This is a genomic window from Ohtaekwangia koreensis, from assembly GCF_900167975.1.
Classification (GTDB): Bacteria; Bacteroidota; Bacteroidia; order Cytophagales; family Cyclobacteriaceae; genus Ohtaekwangia; species Ohtaekwangia koreensis.
Window position 1 is genome coordinate 497,638 of sequence record NZ_FUZU01000004.1, and the last position, 16,813, is coordinate 514,450.

Genomic DNA, 16,813 nt, shown 5'->3' on the forward strand with positions numbered 1-16,813 from the left:
AACACAAAATTTTAGTGCGGTATATTATCCGGGAAAAGAATTAGTCTCCCTGCAAAAATCACGAGTACGATTCCCAATACTATATTCATAACCCGAATTACGATGGGGGTCATGACCAGCCGTAGTTTATCGGCAAGCTTGGCTTTGATTGTATCCGTAATAAATACAGTCCCAACGATAGATGAGAAAAAGATAAAGGCTTCGCGATTCGTATTATAGTTTAACTGTGTGGTTGCAACACCAACGGTGGCAATCCAAAAGAAGAGTACCATCGGACTTAATCCGTTAATGATAAAACCTTTTGCGGCAAGCCTCCACCAACTGCGTGCTTCAATTTTCTGTGGATCGTAATGTACCAGCTTTTTACTCTTGATCAGCAAGTAATATAAACCAAACAAGAGCAATACTATACCACCTCCATATGCCAGGTAATGCCTGAAGCTTTCAGTCTCCATGAATTGCACCAAACCCAGGTATGAAACGAATATATACAGTGCATCGCTGAAGGATACACCTACCGCTACAAATACACCACTGGTAAAACCACGCTCGATGCTGGTTTGAATAATGGTGAAGAAAACCGGCCCGATCAAAAATGCGAGTACAATGCCGGAGATAATTCCGTTAAGAACGATTTCCATTGGTGTGATTTTGCAGAAACGTTTTCCAATCTTCCAGCTGCGCATTTTTTATTACGCGTGGAAATTTATTCTGCCCTCCTACCTTACCTTTTGATTCCATCCAGCTATAAAAAGTTTTCACCGGAACTACATCTACCAATACTTCTTTCAACGCTGCGCTACGCTCTACGGCATAGTCATCATTTAACTCTTTGAGATGTTGATCAATTTTTTCTTTCAATGCTTTCGGATCTACTTTATCATCTGTACCTATAAACCAATGGTGTCCAAAGAGTGAATCGTATGGTATACCGGCAACTGTAAATTCCGGAATGGTAATATTAAAATCGTTGGAAACAAGTTCTATAGCCTTGTTCATGTTATCCACCGAAAGGTGCTCACCACACAAGCTCAGGAAGTGTTTTGTGCGACCTGTGATTACGATCTCTGCTTCTTCCAGTGAAGTAAATTTGATTACGTCACCGATCAGGTATCGCCATGCCCCTGCACATGAAGAAAGTAATATAGCGTACTCTTTACCTTCTTCTACTTCATCGATCATGAGTGTCTCTGCGTCAGCATGTATCTCACCATTCGAATCGAAGTTCTTCGCTTCAAACGGTACGAACTCATAGAATATACCATTGTTCAATACAAGCCGCATAGTACGCTTGTTCGGATACGCCTGGAAAGCGATAAAGCCTTCAGAGGCAAGGTATGTCTCTATATAAAAAATCGGACGGCCTAACAATTTTTCAAATCCTTTTCTATAGGGATCGAACGACACACCACCGTGTACATATACCCGGAGATTCGGCCATATTTCATGTATATTATTAACGCGGTGATACTTGATGATCTTCTCCATCAGGATCTGGATCCAGGCCGGTACACCTACTACTATACCTATATCCCACTCGGTTGCGTTACGGGCGATTTCATCGAGCTTGGCATCCCAGTTACGGGTGCGCGCGATTTTCTTTCCAGGCTTATAAAAATGCTGAAACCAGAATGGAAGTCGTGCCGCCTGTATACCGCTGAGATCGCCTTCAAAGAAACTTCCCTTACGATTCAGGTGAGTACTTCCGCCAAGCATCAATATACCGGATTCAAAAAGTTCGGGTGCCAGGTCGTATTTCGAAAGCGTAAGAATCTGACGCACGCTCGTCTTGCGTATAGCTTGCGTCATATCTTTTGTTACCGGTATATATTTCGATGATGCTTCCGATGTACCAGAGCTTAATGCAAAGTATTTAACCCGGCCAGGCCAGCAAACATTCTTGACACCTTTCTGCGAAAGCTTCCACCAGTCACCATACATTTTATTATAGTTATGGATGGGTATATGGTTTTTATAGCGCTTGTAAAATTCTTTATCGCCTTTGCGGAATGCGTGAAGAATCTCCGCGAAATTATAGTGCTTTCCGAATTCCGTTTGACTGGCTGTGATGAGCAGCTCTTTCAATTCCTTTTTCTGAAGATCGTATGGCGAGGTATATTCCTGCTCCAGCATCTCACGAATTCGAATTCCTTTTTTCAGCAACGTTCCAAGGATCGCCATATTTTTGCGTTAGCTTTGATGGATTTTAACGCCAAAAATAGGAATTGGATTAACCATTCACAAAATGGATGGCATAAAGGATGATCGAACCGGACAAAAGCTGACCCCAAACGCACATGAGTATAAAAAGTAACCTTCAGTTCTTTCTTGAGAATTTGCCACCTGATTGTCAATTGATTGCGGTAAGTAAAACAAAACCAACAGAAGCGATCCAGGAAGCGTACGATGCAAGGCACCGTGTATTTGCGGAGAATAAAGTGCAGGAACTTGTTCCAAAATACGAAGCGCTTCCAAAAGATATTCAATGGCATTTAATCGGCCACTTGCAAACCAATAAAGTAAAATACATTGCTCCCTTCGTGCACTTGATTCACTCCATTGATAGTTTCAAGTTGCTGGAAGAAGTAAATAAGCAGGCTCAGAAAGTCGATCGTACCATACCGTGTCTCCTGCAATTACACATCGCTGAAGAAGAAACGAAATTTGGTTTCTCTGAGGATGAAGTAACGGCTTTACTTGCGTCTGATGAATTCCATAAGTTGACCAACGTTACCATTACAGGGCTGATGGGAATGGCAACGTTCACAGAAAACAAGGAACAGATTCGAAGGGAGTTCAGAGGTTTGAGAGGATTCTTCGAAAAACTTAAAGCTTCGTCATTGCCACCAGCTGTAAGTATGCGTCATCTTTCAATGGGCATGAGCAGTGATTACCAGGTTGCCCTGGAAGAAGGAAGCACGATGATACGGGTGGGCTCTGCTATATTTGGAGAGCGTAGTTATACATAGTGCCACAGAAGTATATACATTAAATATAGTCAACACGAAAGCTAAATCATGAATCAACGGAATACATTACTGGCAGCATCGGTATTGGGCGCACTGGCGGTAACCATCGGTGCCTTTGGTGCACATGCGTTAAAACCTTCGCTTGTAGCAGCCGGAAAGTTTGAGGTATATGAACTTGCCACACGCTATCAGTTTTATCACACACTGGCTTTGCTGGCAATCGGAATTCTGCAGCAATTTATACCGGGCAAGAAACTGGAATATGCGTCTTTGTTTATGTTGATCGGTACTGTGTTTTTCAGCGGAAGCCTATATTTACTTTGCTTTGTTACTCTGGGCGGTATAGGAATTATTACACCTATAGGCGGTGTGTTCCTGATCCTGGGATGGCTTTTCTTGCTGCTTGGTATAGCAGCAAAAAAATAAGGTCTCTTACGAGACCTTATTTTTTTGTTTTAATCTTTCGAAGAGACCTTATTGAGGCTGCTCTTTCTTTTCTACAACCTGCGTTGTGAAAGATATCTTTGCGTCATCTGAGTTGCTTGCATTCGAAACGATTGTAACAACTTTATCCTGACGGCCGATTTTACCGGCACTGTTAAATGCTATTGTAATTTCACCTTTTCCACCGGGTTGGATCGGATCACGTGGCCAGCCTTTAGGAGTAGTACAACCACATGTAACCTGTACGTTTGTAATGATCAACGGTTCATTACCAGTATTGGTGAACTTGAAAACCTGTTCAACTTTATCACCCTGAACGATCTGACCGAAATCGTGCGTCTTTTTTTCAAACGCGATAACAGGTCCGCTAGCCTTTGCAGACTGGGCGAAAGCTCCAACGGCTAATCCCAGCATAACCACTAATACCAAATACTTCTTCATATCTTATTTTTTTACAAATTTAAACACTTCACTTCAACAATTTTGCCAGAAAAAGCGAAATTTCTGACATCCTTTTCGTGACTTTATCTTCGATCGCGAATTAACTAAACATGTAACCGGAATGGACGCAGAAATCGCCAGAGTTTATGGAAACCGTGTCAGAATAAGAGTTTGCGGGTTATGCTGGCACACGGACAAATTGTTAATGGTAAATCATAAAGATCTGAAGGAAAGCGATTTCTGGGCTCCGCCGGGAGGTGGTGTTGAATTTGGCGAGTCGTTGGAGGCTGGGTTGAAGCGTGAGTTCATGGAAGAAACCAATCTCATTGTAAAGCCCGGAAAATTTCTTTTCGGCTGTGAGTATATACAAGATCCGCTTCATGCTATAGAATTATTTTTTGAAGCTACCCGATTGTCAGGGGAATTGCAGACGGGTAAAGATCCGGAGCTTCCGCTCATCCAAGGTGCCGCATTTTTCACCATCAAAGAAATACTAGATATGCCGCAAGATCAGGTGCACGGTATATTCCGAATGATTCGCAGCGCCAATGATATCCGCACACTAAATGGATTTTACACGCTTTAATTGTGCTTCTGTACAATCTGTTTTGTGATTTACCCTCTAAAATCTTTATTATTGCAAAGAACCCGGAACTTTTTGCTTTTCAAAAAGTGGTTCACCCTTGATCTAACTTACAAGCGGAAAACAGGAAATTACTTTGCAAACAACCACGCTCAATTATAAGCTCATCAAGAAAGTACGGGATGAACGTTTCGATGAAGAGTTTATTCATCAATATCATTTGCTAATTCATCTTGGCACTCGTGACTTTCAGATCTGTGTGATTGAACCCGATGAAAGCCGGGTTCTGTTGCTGGAAGATTTTGTTCTTCCTAATTTAACTTCACACGATGAGTTACTTCATCTGCTTGATCAGTTATTCGATTCGCACGCATTGTTAAAGGCGGGCTTCTGGAAGAAGATAAGTATATCATTAAAGAGTCAGAAATTTGTTCAGGTACCTCAGGCGTTGTTCGCGGAAGAGTCCATGGCCGATTACCTGAAGTTCAATGCACCGGTCGATCCACTGAAAGAAGATTTCCTGTCCACGACAAACCCGGCTACCCAAGCTGTCACGGTTTTTGCCGTAAACAAGGATCTGAAAAACTGGCTCGATGGTCTATACCCTAACAACAGACCAATCTTTACACACCAGTCTGCAGCACTGATCGAAGGAACTCTGAAAGCTTCTTTATCCCGTAAAGATAATCCGCTCTATATATATGTAGATCGTTTCAAGTTACATATCCTTTCATGCAAGGATGGTAAGCTGATATACTATAATCAGTTTGCGATAAAAGAGTTCTCCGATTACGTGAAGTATATAATGCTGGTGATGAAATCACTCAACATGAACCAGCAAATAAGTCAGGTAGTGTTGTGGGGATATATCGGTAAGAATTCACCTCATTATAACGAACTCTATAAATACATCAACAATGTAATTTTCGGGAACAGACCTGGAAACTTATCCTTCGGATATGCATTTGATGAATTGCAGGATCACCACTTCTTTGATCTTTACAGCATCTACCTGATGGAGTAATTATAGTCATGACTAAACGTATTGCACTCTTCCCTGGCTCGTTTGATCCTTTTACCAAAGGACACGAAGATATAGTATTGCGTGGCCTGCAAGTGTTTGATGAGATCATTATTGCGATCGGTTACAATACACAAAAGAGCAATCGTTATTTTCCGATTGATATGATGATCGGGAAAATTCAGCAGACGTTTGAAAAATATCCTGCTATCAAAGTACTTACGTATTCTGAACTTACAGCAGAGTATGCGCGGAAACAAGGTGCTCAATTTTTATTACGCGGCCTGCGTAACACTACAGATTTTGAATACGAAAACAGTATATCGCAGGTAAATCGAAAATTATACGAAGATCTCGAATCGGTGTTTCTCATTACTACACCACAACTGGCATGGATCAGTTCGTCCATCGTTCGCGAAGTACACAAGTATGGCGGAGATGTATCGCAATTCATTCCCTATAAACTGAGCTAATCTTTCGCTCTATACTCAAACCAATTCATCAACAATACTATATCTATATTCCAACTGAAATATAGATATATTATCGTGTTGGCTTGAGCTCTACTTTTTCGTAGTATTTCTCCATAACGTAGTTAATGGATTTATAGGAATGCTCGAGGGCATGGTATACTTCTTTGCTGCTCATCCAACGGGCTTCTTCTATATCCTCTTCGGTAGCAGGGCGCATGCGTGAATCATCTACCAGGTCCATGATATACCAGCGTGTCTTCTTCATCATGGCATTTTTATTCATGGTATAGGTATGCCAGGTGGTACAAACTTTTTTTCCGAGGCGCACGGTAACATTGCACTCCTCCTCTACTTCACGAACAGCGGTCTCTTTATAGCGTTCACCTTTCTCCTTCTTGCCTTTCGGCAGATCCCACTTCTTCATTCTGTAAATCATCAGGAACTTGTCCTTCTTACGAATTACACCACCCGCTGCCTTTATTATTTTGAATTTGCTCCGGATATAAACTCTTATCGAATCGTAATCCATTACAGACAAAGCTAAAGAAAGCACTCCGGTAGGAATCTTTGAATCCAAAAAACCAAGAATAGTATCTATTTCCGATTCGCCCACATTCTTGATCCATACATGATGGATAAGACTTGCCTGTGTGATCGTAGTTATAGCCGCATCTACCGTATGATTAATACGGCCACCATCGGGCGTCTCAGTGGATCTCAAAATTCTTACTGGAATGTCGTTGATAAAAATGATCATACCGTACAGTTTACGCCCTCACCATGCCCGCAAAAGAATAAATTATTTGGAAGCTGGCAAGCGGTTTTAAAAAAGATTTTCAAACTAGGGCTTCACGCCTTGGGATGAGGGAAAATTTATTTTTGAAAAGACTCCTGATCGCGCTTCCGATACCCTGATTCAAATTTTAGTGATAACTTTCGGACCTATGCCTATTATAAAAGTACAGGAACAAACTGCCAGTAAAGTAGCTTCCATGCTACTACAAATTCAGGCCATCAAGCTCAACTTACAAAAACCTTTTACATGGGCTTCCGGATGGAAGTCACCGATCTACTGCGACAACCGGCTTTCACTTTCCTTTCCGGAGGTGCGCTCGGCCATTCGCGAAGGTCTGGTTCAAGCCATCCGCGAAAATTTTGCTTCCGCTGAATCCATAGCCGGTGTAGCCACAGCAGGTATCGCGCAAGGCGCATTGGTAGCCGATGCCATGAACCTTCCTTTTCTATACGTTCGTCCCAAGCCGAAAGATCACGGCATGGAAAATCTGATCGAAGGAAAAGTAACAAAAGATCAGCAAGTGGTTGTTATTGAAGACCTGGTATCAACGGGAGGAAGTTCACTGAAAGCGGTACAAGCTCTTCGCGACGCTGGCTTTAATGTATTGGGCATGGTTTCCATTTTCAATTATGGATTCGATATTGCCACACGTAATTTTTACGAAGCAAATACTTCACTCGTAAGCTTAAGCGACTATAGTTATCTGATTAACTACGCGCTCGATAAGCAGTATATAACAGAAGAACAACAGATCTCTCTGAAAGCGTGGCGGGTTGATCCTTCCAACTGGAAACCATAGTAAAATAGCTTCAATTTTCATTGAGCACATTCAGCTATATATATACCGTATATACCAGGACACTTAAACATGTTTAATGTCTCTTAATACGTTTGCTCCCTCATCTTCTGCGAAAACAAGTAGTACGAGCTTCCCAACATTTTCTGCTGGCTCGAAGGTTATTGTTATTGGTGCAGGTGCATTCGGAGGCTGGTCTGCTTTGTATTTATTGCGACAAGGATATAGCGTAACGTTAGTAGATGCATGGGGGCCTGGTAATTCACGTGCAAGCTCGGGTGACGAAACACGGGTGATCCGATCTACTTACGGTGCGAATGAAATATACTTTGATCTGAACGTCCGTGCACTCAGCTTGTGGAAGGAGAATGAAAAGCTCTTCGATAAAAAGCTCTTTTACAATACAGGTGTACTCTGGTTTTGTTATGAAGATACAACACCTCTTGTAGACGACTCCATTTCATTTGCAAAAAAACATCGTATGGAGTACGAATTACTTTCGCGTGCTGAGCTTGTCAAACGGTTTCCATTTATATATGCGGATGACTTACACCATGCTTACTTTGATCCACATGGTGGATATTTGAAGGCACGCGAATCGTGTCAGGCTGTGAAAGATCAGTTTATAAAGGAAGGCGGAGAATATATACATGCGCAAGTCGTACCAGGCAATATTTCTAATCAGCAGCTTGATGCGATCACTTTATCCAATGGTGCTACACTTCAGGCTGATGTCTACTTATTCGCCTGTGGATCCTGGCTCGGCAAAATATTTCCCCATGTGCTAGGTGATGTCATTACGTGTACAAAGCAGGAAGTATACTATTTCGGAGTGCCCGCACAGGATGCTTCACACTATGAAAATTTCCCGGTGTGGGTAGATGTCGATGGAAAAGATTTTTATTATGGCATTGCCGGTAACGCGCATCGTGGATTCAAGATCGGCGTTGATATCCGCGGTGCTATATTTGATCCGACCACGGGCGAACGAAGCATTACACAAGAAGTATTAACCAAAGCGCGCGAATTTATAGCACATCGTTTTCCTGACTTGAAGGATGCTCCACTTATTGAAAGCCGTGTATGTCCTTATGAGAATTCACCCGATGGTAACTTCATCTTCGAAATTCATCCGCAAGCAGCAAATATAGTCTTATTAGGAGGTGGTTCAGGCCATGGCTTCAAACACGGACCCGCGTTAGGTGAATTAGTCGCAAATAGTTTTGCTGGAAAAATAACGCCTCCTCAAATTTTCAGAAGAAAGTTAAAATAAAAACGGGTTCATATAGTATATATGAACCCGTTTAGCTTACGCTATATATCTGCTACGGATTAACCGGTGTAGTTCCTGTTTCCAGGAATGAAGTAGTGATATCGTTTAATACTTTCACTTTATGACTGAAGTCTCCTTTGATCTGCTCGCGAATCTTCTGCATATTATTTAACAGGTCGTTTGTGTCTTCAGGCAAAGCTTCTTCCAAATACTCGCGAATCCGTTTTGAGATTGTTGGCGATTTTCCATTGGTGGAAACACCTATTTTCAAATTACCTTTTGTTACTACTGACCCGAGATAGAAATCACACAAGTCAGGAGTGTCTGCCACATTGATGAGCAGCTTACGCGTGCGGGCAAATTTCCGGATGGTTTCATGAAGCTGACGATTGTCGGTGGCAAGAATTACCAGGTCTTTATCCCACAGATCCCACAACTTGAAATTACGCTCTTCCAACTTAACGTGCGCATGTTTTCGTGCAAGCTCTTTAATCGGTTCCTGAATATTACGCGCCACGATGGTGACGTTGGCTGCCGGACTGTTCTTTAGCACTGCGCTGAGTTTTTCCAACCCAACATTACCACCCCCTACAATAAGGGTGCTTAGTGATTCAAGTTTCAGGAAAACGGGAAAGAGATTGTTGCGTTCCATGACGTTTTTTAAGTGTTAAGAGTAAGACAATTATTGTAAGACATTATTATAAGTTTTATGTTATTCTGTTTTGTGATTGTATTTCAGAGTGAATCTATACTATAGATATAGAGGCTACGCCATCGACTTTGCTGCGAGCACCACCTTTTCAAGTGCTTGTGCATAACGCACTACTTCGCCTACGATGATGATGGCTGGAGCACTGATTTCATTCGCAGCAGCTAACGATGCAATGGAACTTGCAGTTCCGATTACACTTTTTTGATTCGGCAGCGATCCATTCTGTACAATGGCTACCGGTGTATCTGATTTGCCATGTGCAGCAAAAGTTTCCATGATGGCTTCGACTTTAGAAAGGCCCATGAGTATAACGATGGTGGCAGTAGACTGTGCTGCCAATGCTATATCTCCGGATATAGCACCTGCTTTGGTTGTACCTGTAACGACCCAAAAGCTTTCGCTGATGCCACGTGCTGTTACAGGGATTTTAAGGGAGGCAGGAACTGCTATAGCACTGCTGATGCCCGGTACAATTTCGGTATGTATACCATGTGCTTCAGCATATTCAATTTCTTCTGAACCTCTGCCGAATACAAATGGATCTCCTCCTTTTAACCGCACTACATGGCCATAGCGATAAGCAAAGTCAACGATCAGGTCATTGATCTCTTCCTGCTTGTATGAATGTTCGCCGGCACGCTTACCTACTGAGAAAGCAGGGATACCTTTGGGAATCCACTCCAATATTTCAGCTGATACTAATGCATCATATAAAACCACATCGGCTTTCTTGAGCGCATTTATAGCCTTTACCGTGATCAACTCAGGATCACCAGGCCCTGCTCCTACCAACGTAAGCCGTGGTTCTTTTTCCAATATGGAAATTGTCTCGATCATTTCGCTACTACTTCATTACCGATAGCCCGATACGCCATTACATCTTCGAGGAATTTTTTAGAATCCTCCAGATAGGCGATCGCAAATTCTTCAGTAGGTTCATTCTTATTGATACGCAATACATGCTCTCTGAAGTTTACCGGCATTTGAAAAAGACCGGTCTCCACAAAATGCTGTTGAAAATCGAGAAGCACCTGAATCTGTGTACTTGGTTTTACATCACGCGTAAGCAATAATGCTTTTGCAGTGTTGATGAATGCGCTATAGCTTTGGTATATAGCATCTGCATAATGTGCATCACGCAGCGCTTCCTTTGCCCACTCTAACTTCTCTTCAGATTCGTAGAACAAAGTGGCTACGAGATCGATGATCACACCAGCACACTCTCCCACTGCTGTATGCAGAATGAAGTTATGTTCTTCTCCCCAATCTATATAGTCTGTTGGCACCACACTCGTAAGATCACCCAACGGTTTCAATATAGTATAGAAGTGGTTTCTTCCAATACGCTTGAAGTAGTCATGGTAATATTCTCCTTCGAGGCTGTTTGCTTCGTAATCATCAAACAAAATACGCAACGCTTGCGGTCCGCGTTTGCTTGGGATCTTCAGGATCTTGTCTGAAATTATACCCTCGCCATTTTTTAATTTACCACCCCCTAATAATACTACCAGTGCCGGCAATACTTTGCCCTGCTTGTCTTTTATAGTACTACCATGTAAACCTATACCGGCAAGTCCATGCTGACCGCACGAGTTCGGGCAACCGCTGATCTTGATCTTGATATCCGTATTGAAAACCATTTCCGGATATTCCTCTCTGATAACTTTTTCAAGAGCCAGTGAGATCTGTGTACTATCAGATATAGCAAGGTTACAAGATTCTGTGCCAGGACATGCTGTGATATCAGCAACACTGTCGAAACCAGGTTCTGCCAACGCCAGTTTGTCAAGTGCTACATAGAGATGCTTCAATGCCTCAGGCCGAACAAAGCGAATGAGGTATCCCTGATTTACGGTAATGCGAAGTTCTGTTGCTGCATATGTATCTACTATATCTGCAAACTCGCGCGCGAGGTTTGACGACATATTACCCAGTGGAAGCTTTACATATACTCCAAAGAAGCCATCCTGTTTTTGTTTGATCACATTGGTTCTATACCAGCGATCGTATTTATCAGGATTCGTAATAACTGCTTCAGCAGTTGGTATAGCTTCCGGAAGTACAGGCTCAGGAAGTGTATGAAGATCTATAGTATATTGCTGAACTTTCACCGCCTGTTTTTCTTCTTCTACCAGCGCCATAATCTTTTCAAGACCGAGGTCGTCCAGTAAAAATTTAAAACGTGCTTTCATTCTGCGCGTGCGTTCACCATAGCGATCGAATACACGAAGTACAGCTTCTGTAAAAGGAATGATTTGATCTTCTTCCAAAAATTCATAAGCTGTTAACGCAAGGGTTGGATTTGCACCCAGTCCTCCGCCAATCATTACTTTGAAGCCACGTTTACCGTCTACAATTTTCGGAATGAATCCGAGATCGTGTATAAAACTAAAAGCAGTATCATCATCGCTGGATGAAAACGAAATCTTGAATTTACGTCCCATCTCCTGGCACACCGGGTTCCTCAAAAAGTACCGGAACATTTCTTGTGCATATGGAGATACATCGAATGGTTCATTCGGATCTATACCTGCGAGGTCTGATGCTGTGATGTTACGCACGGTGTTACCACACGCTTCACGCGTGGTGATATCATCTTTCTCTAACTTGGCCCACAACTCAGGCGTACGATCGAGGCTCACAAAATGTATCTGTATATCCTGGCGCGTAGTAGCATGAAGATTCTTACTCGCATACTCGTCTGATATATCTGCTATTCTGCGCAACTGTTTTGTAGTAACGCGACCGAGCGGAAGTTTAATCCGAATCATCTGCACGCCCGACTGACGCTGTCCATAAATTCCACGTGCCAATCGAAGGCTTCGAAACTTATCACTATCAATCTTGCCCTCGCGGAAAAGACGTATCTTCTTCTCCAGGTCAAGAATGTCCTGCGCTACTACCGGGTTGTTCAAATCTTCAAGTTCAGTGCGAAAGCTTTGCATATGGCTAAGGGCTGTTTGTTCGGTTATGCGTTAAAAGAAAAGAGCCTTTCCCGATTTGCAGGAAAGGCTCGTTATGTTCTGAAAGTTAAATCTTGTCTGAAACCATTACGTATCCATTATTCCTGCACTCAGCAGATGTTTACAGCAACACTTCTTTGTTGCGTAAATTTTCATCTTCATGCAGTTGGTGGTGGTGATCATGGTCATTAATCTACTACGAAAGTAGGGTATGTGATTTTAAAATCAAATCAATCACCTCAAAAAAATTATTTAGTTGTTCTAACGGTCATTAGCCACCAAGCTCGGCATCCAGGCGGTCGCCTATAAAAGTACGCTCATGCTGCGGATAATTGGCTGTTTTTTCCTTTGCTTGGGTATTCATACGGGCCAGTTCTTCAATTTCATGTACCACAAACTGGTGTTCCTCTACTTTCAAAAGATTGTCGTATGGACCTTTGTTGGAAATAAGTTTTACAAAAACCGGGGCTGTTTCGATGGCAATAAACAGCAGCATGATAAACCAATGTGCCCACGCCATGGCACTGCTTTCTTCCGTAATCCTGCTGAGAGCTTCCATACGCGCAGCCGGTCCGTTCATCCGGCTTTTCTCCAACGCGATCATTTCCTGGTGTTGCATGGAATCGCTTTTTGACAAACTCTTTTCGTAAAGATTTATACGAGCCTGGTTGCGAGCCGTTAATGCTGCAAGCTCTGCCTCTGCTGCATCAGCATCAGCCTTCTTTACTTTATATATAGGGCCAAGATTTTTCTTCTTGCTCCCTCCTGTTCCATCTGCTTCTTCGCGCGCAATGCGCACCAGCTCATCACGCTTTAATGCCTTGGCTGCAAGCTCTTGCCGCAAACCGGCAACGGCACGTTTGATGCTATCCTGTGTACTTTGAAAGCGGAATCGTACTTGTGCTTCCTGCTCACTGTATTTCTGTTGCTCCATTACAATGAGTTCAGGCTCTATTTCTTTTTCGAAGATCTTTAATTCAAGAGGCTTGGCGATCACTATAGAAATCAGAATTGCCAGGAGTATACGGGGTGTTGCGATCAGCAACTCTTTCCCGGTTTTCCCTTCCTTCCGCATACTGGAAACGATATACCGGTCAAGATTAAAAATCATTAATCCCCAGAGTATACCAAATGCTGTGGCAATCCAGGCATTATCAAAAACGGTATATAGCGCGTACGCGCCAGACATGGCTGCAAATAATCCTGTAAAGAAAATCGTAGCGCCTATACCAGCATACTTGCTGGTTTCAGAAGAGCATTTTTTCAGTATAGACAGGTCTGCACCGGAGCAGCGCAGAAAGAAGGTTGTTATTTTTTGCATGTACACTTTTAACGCGAGTAGAATGTTGTTATTGTTATTTCGCAGCCCAATTAATATGCCATCTGCGGAAACCTGATTTAAATAAACTGGAGGGTGCAACAAAGATATAAATTGTACAGATGTGAACACACCGCTGTACGATTTATCATGCGGTAGCGGGTATATAAATGAAGAACGTAGCTCCTTTGCCTGGTTCACCGATCGCCTTTATAAATCCGTGATGGTTCTCCACAATTTTTTTACAAATCGCCAGACCGATGCCTGTACCTTCATATTCATTTCTCCCATGAAGGCGTTGAAAAACCTGAAAAATGCGTTCACTAAATTGTGGATCGAAGCCGATACCATTATCGGTAATGGCAATCTGATAGTATGTGCTTGTGGTTTCTCCCACGGAATGCTGGATCGTTTCTGAAGATACTGTGGAGCAGGCTATATCTATGCGTGGCGCAATTTCCGGGTTTGAAAATTTTAAGGCGTTGGAAATAATGTTTGTAAAGAGTTGTTCGAATTGATATGGAATGATTCGAACCGTTGGTAAGGATGAAAAATTAATAACTGCGCCTTTTTGATCCATTGTTTCTGCCAGCTGCTCTAGAACATTTTGAAGTATAGCATTGACATCAGCTATTTCAAAATGTGATTCAGATGCATTCGTGCGGGAAAAAGAAAGTAAATCCTGGATAAGCTGCTGCATTCTTCCAGAGGCATTCTGCACGCGATTAAAGTAATCTTTATCCTTTGCAGAAAAGCTACTCTCTTTGCTCTCTGCGATACGTGAAACGAAGGTTTGAATTTTGCGCAGCGGTTCCTGCAAATCATGACTTGCTACATAGGCAAATTGCGCGAGTTCATAATTGGACCGGATCAGATTTTCGTTTGTAAGATGCAGCTCTCTGGTTCGCTGTTGTACTTGTAGCTCCAACTCATCAATAAATAATTTACGATCGTTGATATCGGTACTTGTACCGACCCACATCTGTATTACTTCATCCGCATCAACTTGTGGTGTAGCGCGACTCAATTGCCATCTATATACACCATCATGTCTTCGGAAACGATGCTCAAATATAAATGGCTTGCCCGTGGCCAATGCATCTTTCCATAGCCGAACGTTCTCTTCACGATCATCCGGGTGAACGATCTGAAGCCATCCCTCATTCATTAATTGCTCGTTCGTCAGACCCGCGTAGTCAAACACAGATTGACTAAAGTAATTTAGATTTCCCTGTGCATCTGCAGTCCATATCAATTGAGGCATCGAGTCCGCCAACATCCTGAATTTACGCTCGCTCTCTTCGATGGCCTGTTTATATCGCTTCTCCTCCGTTACATCCATCATGGTACCGAGCATTCGAACGGGGGCATGGTGTATATCAAAGATTACCTTTCCGTGCGTACGAATCCAATGCACCGATTTATCAGGACGTATAATGCGAGCCTCGTAGTAATATATACCCGTTAAGAGTGCTTTCTCAAAAGCTTTTTCAACCACGGAATGTATATCGTCCGGATGAACATGGCTTCGCATTTCCGGATGAGTAAGAATTTTATCTTCATCGTACCCAAAAATCTTGAGGAGTCTTTTTGAATAGATGATATCGAAGGTGACTAAATTAAGATCCCATGTAGCAAGCTGTGTCCCCTCCGTTGCAAGCGATAATCGTTCTACAGCGTCTTTGATTTGCTGCCGCGATTCTGCTTTTTCGGTAACATCACTAACCGTGACCATGATACCAGATACAGTTCCATCCGTCTCAAATAAAGGAGCATACTCGAAGTCAAGATAGAATTTCCGCGTACCATCTTTCCCATCTATATATGCGACCGCTTCATTTTCTTTGTAGGCTCTTCCGCTGTTATATACTTCGTTGAGTTGAGCAGGAAACTGCTGATCCTTCAACTCGGGAAATACATCCATCAATTTTTTCCCGTATACCTCATGCGCTTTCCTACGCCACAGCTTTTTCAAGAGGGATTCATTCGCCATGTCTATAATCCAATCCTTACCTTTCAGTATAGCCATAGCAATTGGCGATTGAGCTGCCAGGTTTCTAAACTGATTCTCGCTTTGTTGCAAAGCATATCGTGCTTCAACTTGTGTGGTCACATCCGTAGCGACCACGATGATACCGCTCACTCTTCCGTCATGCTCGCGTAAGGCCTGGTATACAAAGGAAAAATATGATTTCTCAATCTTCCCAAAACGTTTCAGGTTTACGGCAAACTCATTACCATAATAGGATCGCCCGGTTTGCAACACTTCATTCAGCAAAGGCTCCACAGCGGTCTTTACTTCTGGCAACGCATCGAACAAACGCTTCCCCACAAAATCGTTTTCATGCCGGTCAACAATTTGCAAATACGTTTCATTGGCAAGCTCTATAACAAATTCGGGTCCTCTTAAAATAGTAATACCTACTGGTGCTTGCATTACCGTGCTTCGAAATTTGTTTTCAGTCCCGCGCACTTCATCGCGTGCACGCTGCTCATTTATTTTGTGAGCACGCACCAACTCATCTTGTTTCTGAATGAGTTCATGTAACTCTAAAAGTTCCTGATATCCTATCGTTATTTCCTTGGGAATTGCAGGTATACCAGAAGCCTCTGCATCCTGTGCTTTAATTTCTTTTTCAACTGTTTCGAGAAGCTCACTAAATTTTTCAGTCAATACTTCCAGTTGTGAAAGCACTTCACCTATCTCTTCTGTTATACTGTTCTTATATAGTGCAATTAATTTCTCTGCGCATTCCTGAATTTTAGCATGAACTCTTTCAAGCTCCGAAACAGCAGCTATATGTATATAGCGTTCAGCTTTTTCATGAATCCATTTTTCAATGGTAGCCAAGTGATGAGAGCCCAGAGAAGTGTCATCTATAGCGGAACCTTTAATCACAGATTGCAACCTGATCTTAAACAAAATATGCCTTGTCTTAATCTGCTCGAATTCCAATGTTGCCATATCCATACCTGGGTTGTGTTCATGCAAGAAAACTTCTCACACCTAAACCCCGTAAAGTG

16 protein-coding genes are annotated in these 16,813 nt (G+C 42.5%); 7 read left to right on the forward strand and 9 right to left on the reverse strand.

The genetic code is table 11. The annotated features are described in order from the left end of the window. Positions 1–11: 11 nt before the first annotated feature. Both B5Y40_RS25385 and B5Y40_RS25390 read right to left on the reverse strand, forming a co-directional pair. Complete coding sequence (locus B5Y40_RS25385) at positions 12–641, reverse strand: LysE family translocator (protein WP_159453809.1); 630 nt, start codon at positions 639–641, stop codon at positions 12–14. Further along, entirely contained in the window at positions 625–2,181 is a 1,557-nt protein-coding gene (locus tag B5Y40_RS25390) for a GH3 family acyl-acid amido synthetase (RefSeq protein ID WP_079689668.1), read from the reverse strand. The genes B5Y40_RS25385 and B5Y40_RS25390 overlap by 17 nt, the downstream gene beginning before the upstream one ends. Positions 2,182–2,297: 116 nt before the next feature. Between B5Y40_RS25390 and B5Y40_RS25395 the strand changes: the two genes are divergently transcribed. Continuing rightward, complete coding sequence (locus B5Y40_RS25395; protein ID WP_079689669.1) at positions 2,298–2,969, forward strand: YggS family pyridoxal phosphate-dependent enzyme; 672 nt, start codon at positions 2,298–2,300, stop codon at positions 2,967–2,969. Between the two features lie 48 nt (positions 2,970–3,017). After that, complete coding sequence (locus B5Y40_RS25400; RefSeq protein ID WP_079689670.1) at positions 3,018–3,395, forward strand: DUF423 domain-containing protein; 378 nt, start codon at positions 3,018–3,020, stop codon at positions 3,393–3,395. A gap of 48 nt (positions 3,396–3,443) precedes the next feature. Here B5Y40_RS25400 and B5Y40_RS25405 read toward each other — a convergent pair whose 3' ends face one another. Further along, a complete protein-coding gene (locus tag B5Y40_RS25405) occupies positions 3,444–3,854 on the reverse strand; it encodes a DUF1573 domain-containing protein (protein ID WP_079689671.1) in 411 nt (136 codons plus the stop codon). A 121-nt stretch (positions 3,855–3,975) separates the two neighbouring features. On the opposite strand from B5Y40_RS25405, the gene B5Y40_RS25410 reads away from it, so the two are divergent. From B5Y40_RS25410 to coaD, 3 genes are all read left to right on the forward strand, one after another. Next, entirely contained in the window at positions 3,976–4,440 is a 465-nt protein-coding gene (locus B5Y40_RS25410; RefSeq protein WP_079689672.1) for an NUDIX domain-containing protein, read from the forward strand. Positions 4,441–4,573: 133 nt separating this feature from the next. Further along, complete coding sequence (locus tag B5Y40_RS25415) at positions 4,574–5,461, forward strand: DUF3822 family protein (RefSeq protein WP_159453811.1); 888 nt, start codon at positions 4,574–4,576, stop codon at positions 5,459–5,461. A gap of 8 nt (positions 5,462–5,469) precedes the next feature. Further along, positions 5,470–5,931, forward strand: coding sequence for a pantetheine-phosphate adenylyltransferase (gene coaD / locus B5Y40_RS25420; RefSeq protein WP_079689674.1), 462 nt, complete (start codon positions 5,470–5,472; stop codon positions 5,929–5,931). A 70-nt stretch (positions 5,932–6,001) separates the two neighbouring features. On the opposite strand, the gene B5Y40_RS25425 is transcribed toward coaD, so the two are convergent. Further along, positions 6,002–6,688 carry an NUDIX hydrolase gene (locus tag B5Y40_RS25425; protein WP_079689675.1) on the reverse strand — a complete coding sequence of 229 codons (687 nt, stop codon included), beginning with the start codon at positions 6,686–6,688 and terminating at the stop codon, positions 6,002–6,004. Positions 6,689–6,875: 187 nt separating this feature from the next. Between B5Y40_RS25425 and pyrE the strand changes: the two genes are divergently transcribed. Continuing rightward, positions 6,876–7,526 (forward strand): orotate phosphoribosyltransferase, encoded by a 651-nt coding sequence (gene pyrE, locus B5Y40_RS25430; protein ID WP_079689676.1) that lies wholly within the window; start codon positions 6,876–6,878, stop codon positions 7,524–7,526. A 76-nt stretch (positions 7,527–7,602) separates the two neighbouring features. Continuing rightward, positions 7,603–8,796, forward strand: coding sequence for an FAD-dependent oxidoreductase (locus B5Y40_RS25435; protein ID WP_079689677.1), 1,194 nt, complete (start codon positions 7,603–7,605; stop codon positions 8,794–8,796). A 52-nt stretch (positions 8,797–8,848) separates the two neighbouring features. Here B5Y40_RS25435 and B5Y40_RS25440 read toward each other — a convergent pair whose 3' ends face one another. The 5 genes from B5Y40_RS25440 to B5Y40_RS25465 form a co-directional block, all read right to left on the reverse strand. Continuing rightward, complete coding sequence (locus B5Y40_RS25440) at positions 8,849–9,448, reverse strand: precorrin-2 dehydrogenase/sirohydrochlorin ferrochelatase family protein (RefSeq protein WP_079689678.1); 600 nt, start codon at positions 9,446–9,448, stop codon at positions 8,849–8,851. 114 nt (positions 9,449–9,562) lie between these two features. Then, positions 9,563–10,345 carry a uroporphyrinogen-III C-methyltransferase gene (gene cobA / locus B5Y40_RS25445; protein ID WP_079689679.1) on the reverse strand — a complete coding sequence of 261 codons (783 nt, stop codon included), beginning with the start codon at positions 10,343–10,345 and terminating at the stop codon, positions 9,563–9,565. Continuing rightward, positions 10,342–12,453, reverse strand: coding sequence for a HEPN domain-containing protein (locus tag B5Y40_RS25450; RefSeq protein WP_079689680.1), 2,112 nt, complete (start codon positions 12,451–12,453; stop codon positions 10,342–10,344). The genes cobA and B5Y40_RS25450 overlap by 4 nt, the downstream gene beginning before the upstream one ends. 289 nt (positions 12,454–12,742) lie before the next feature. Beyond that, positions 12,743–13,792, reverse strand: a complete 1,050-nt coding sequence (locus B5Y40_RS25460) for a DUF4407 domain-containing protein (RefSeq protein WP_079690012.1) — start codon at positions 13,790–13,792, stop codon at positions 12,743–12,745. A gap of 145 nt (positions 13,793–13,937) precedes the next feature. Beyond that, positions 13,938–16,754: a PAS domain S-box protein gene (locus tag B5Y40_RS25465; protein WP_159453812.1), complete on the reverse strand. Its 2,817-nt coding sequence runs from the start codon at positions 16,752–16,754 to the stop codon at positions 13,938–13,940. Between the last annotated feature and the right edge of the window lie 59 nt (positions 16,755–16,813).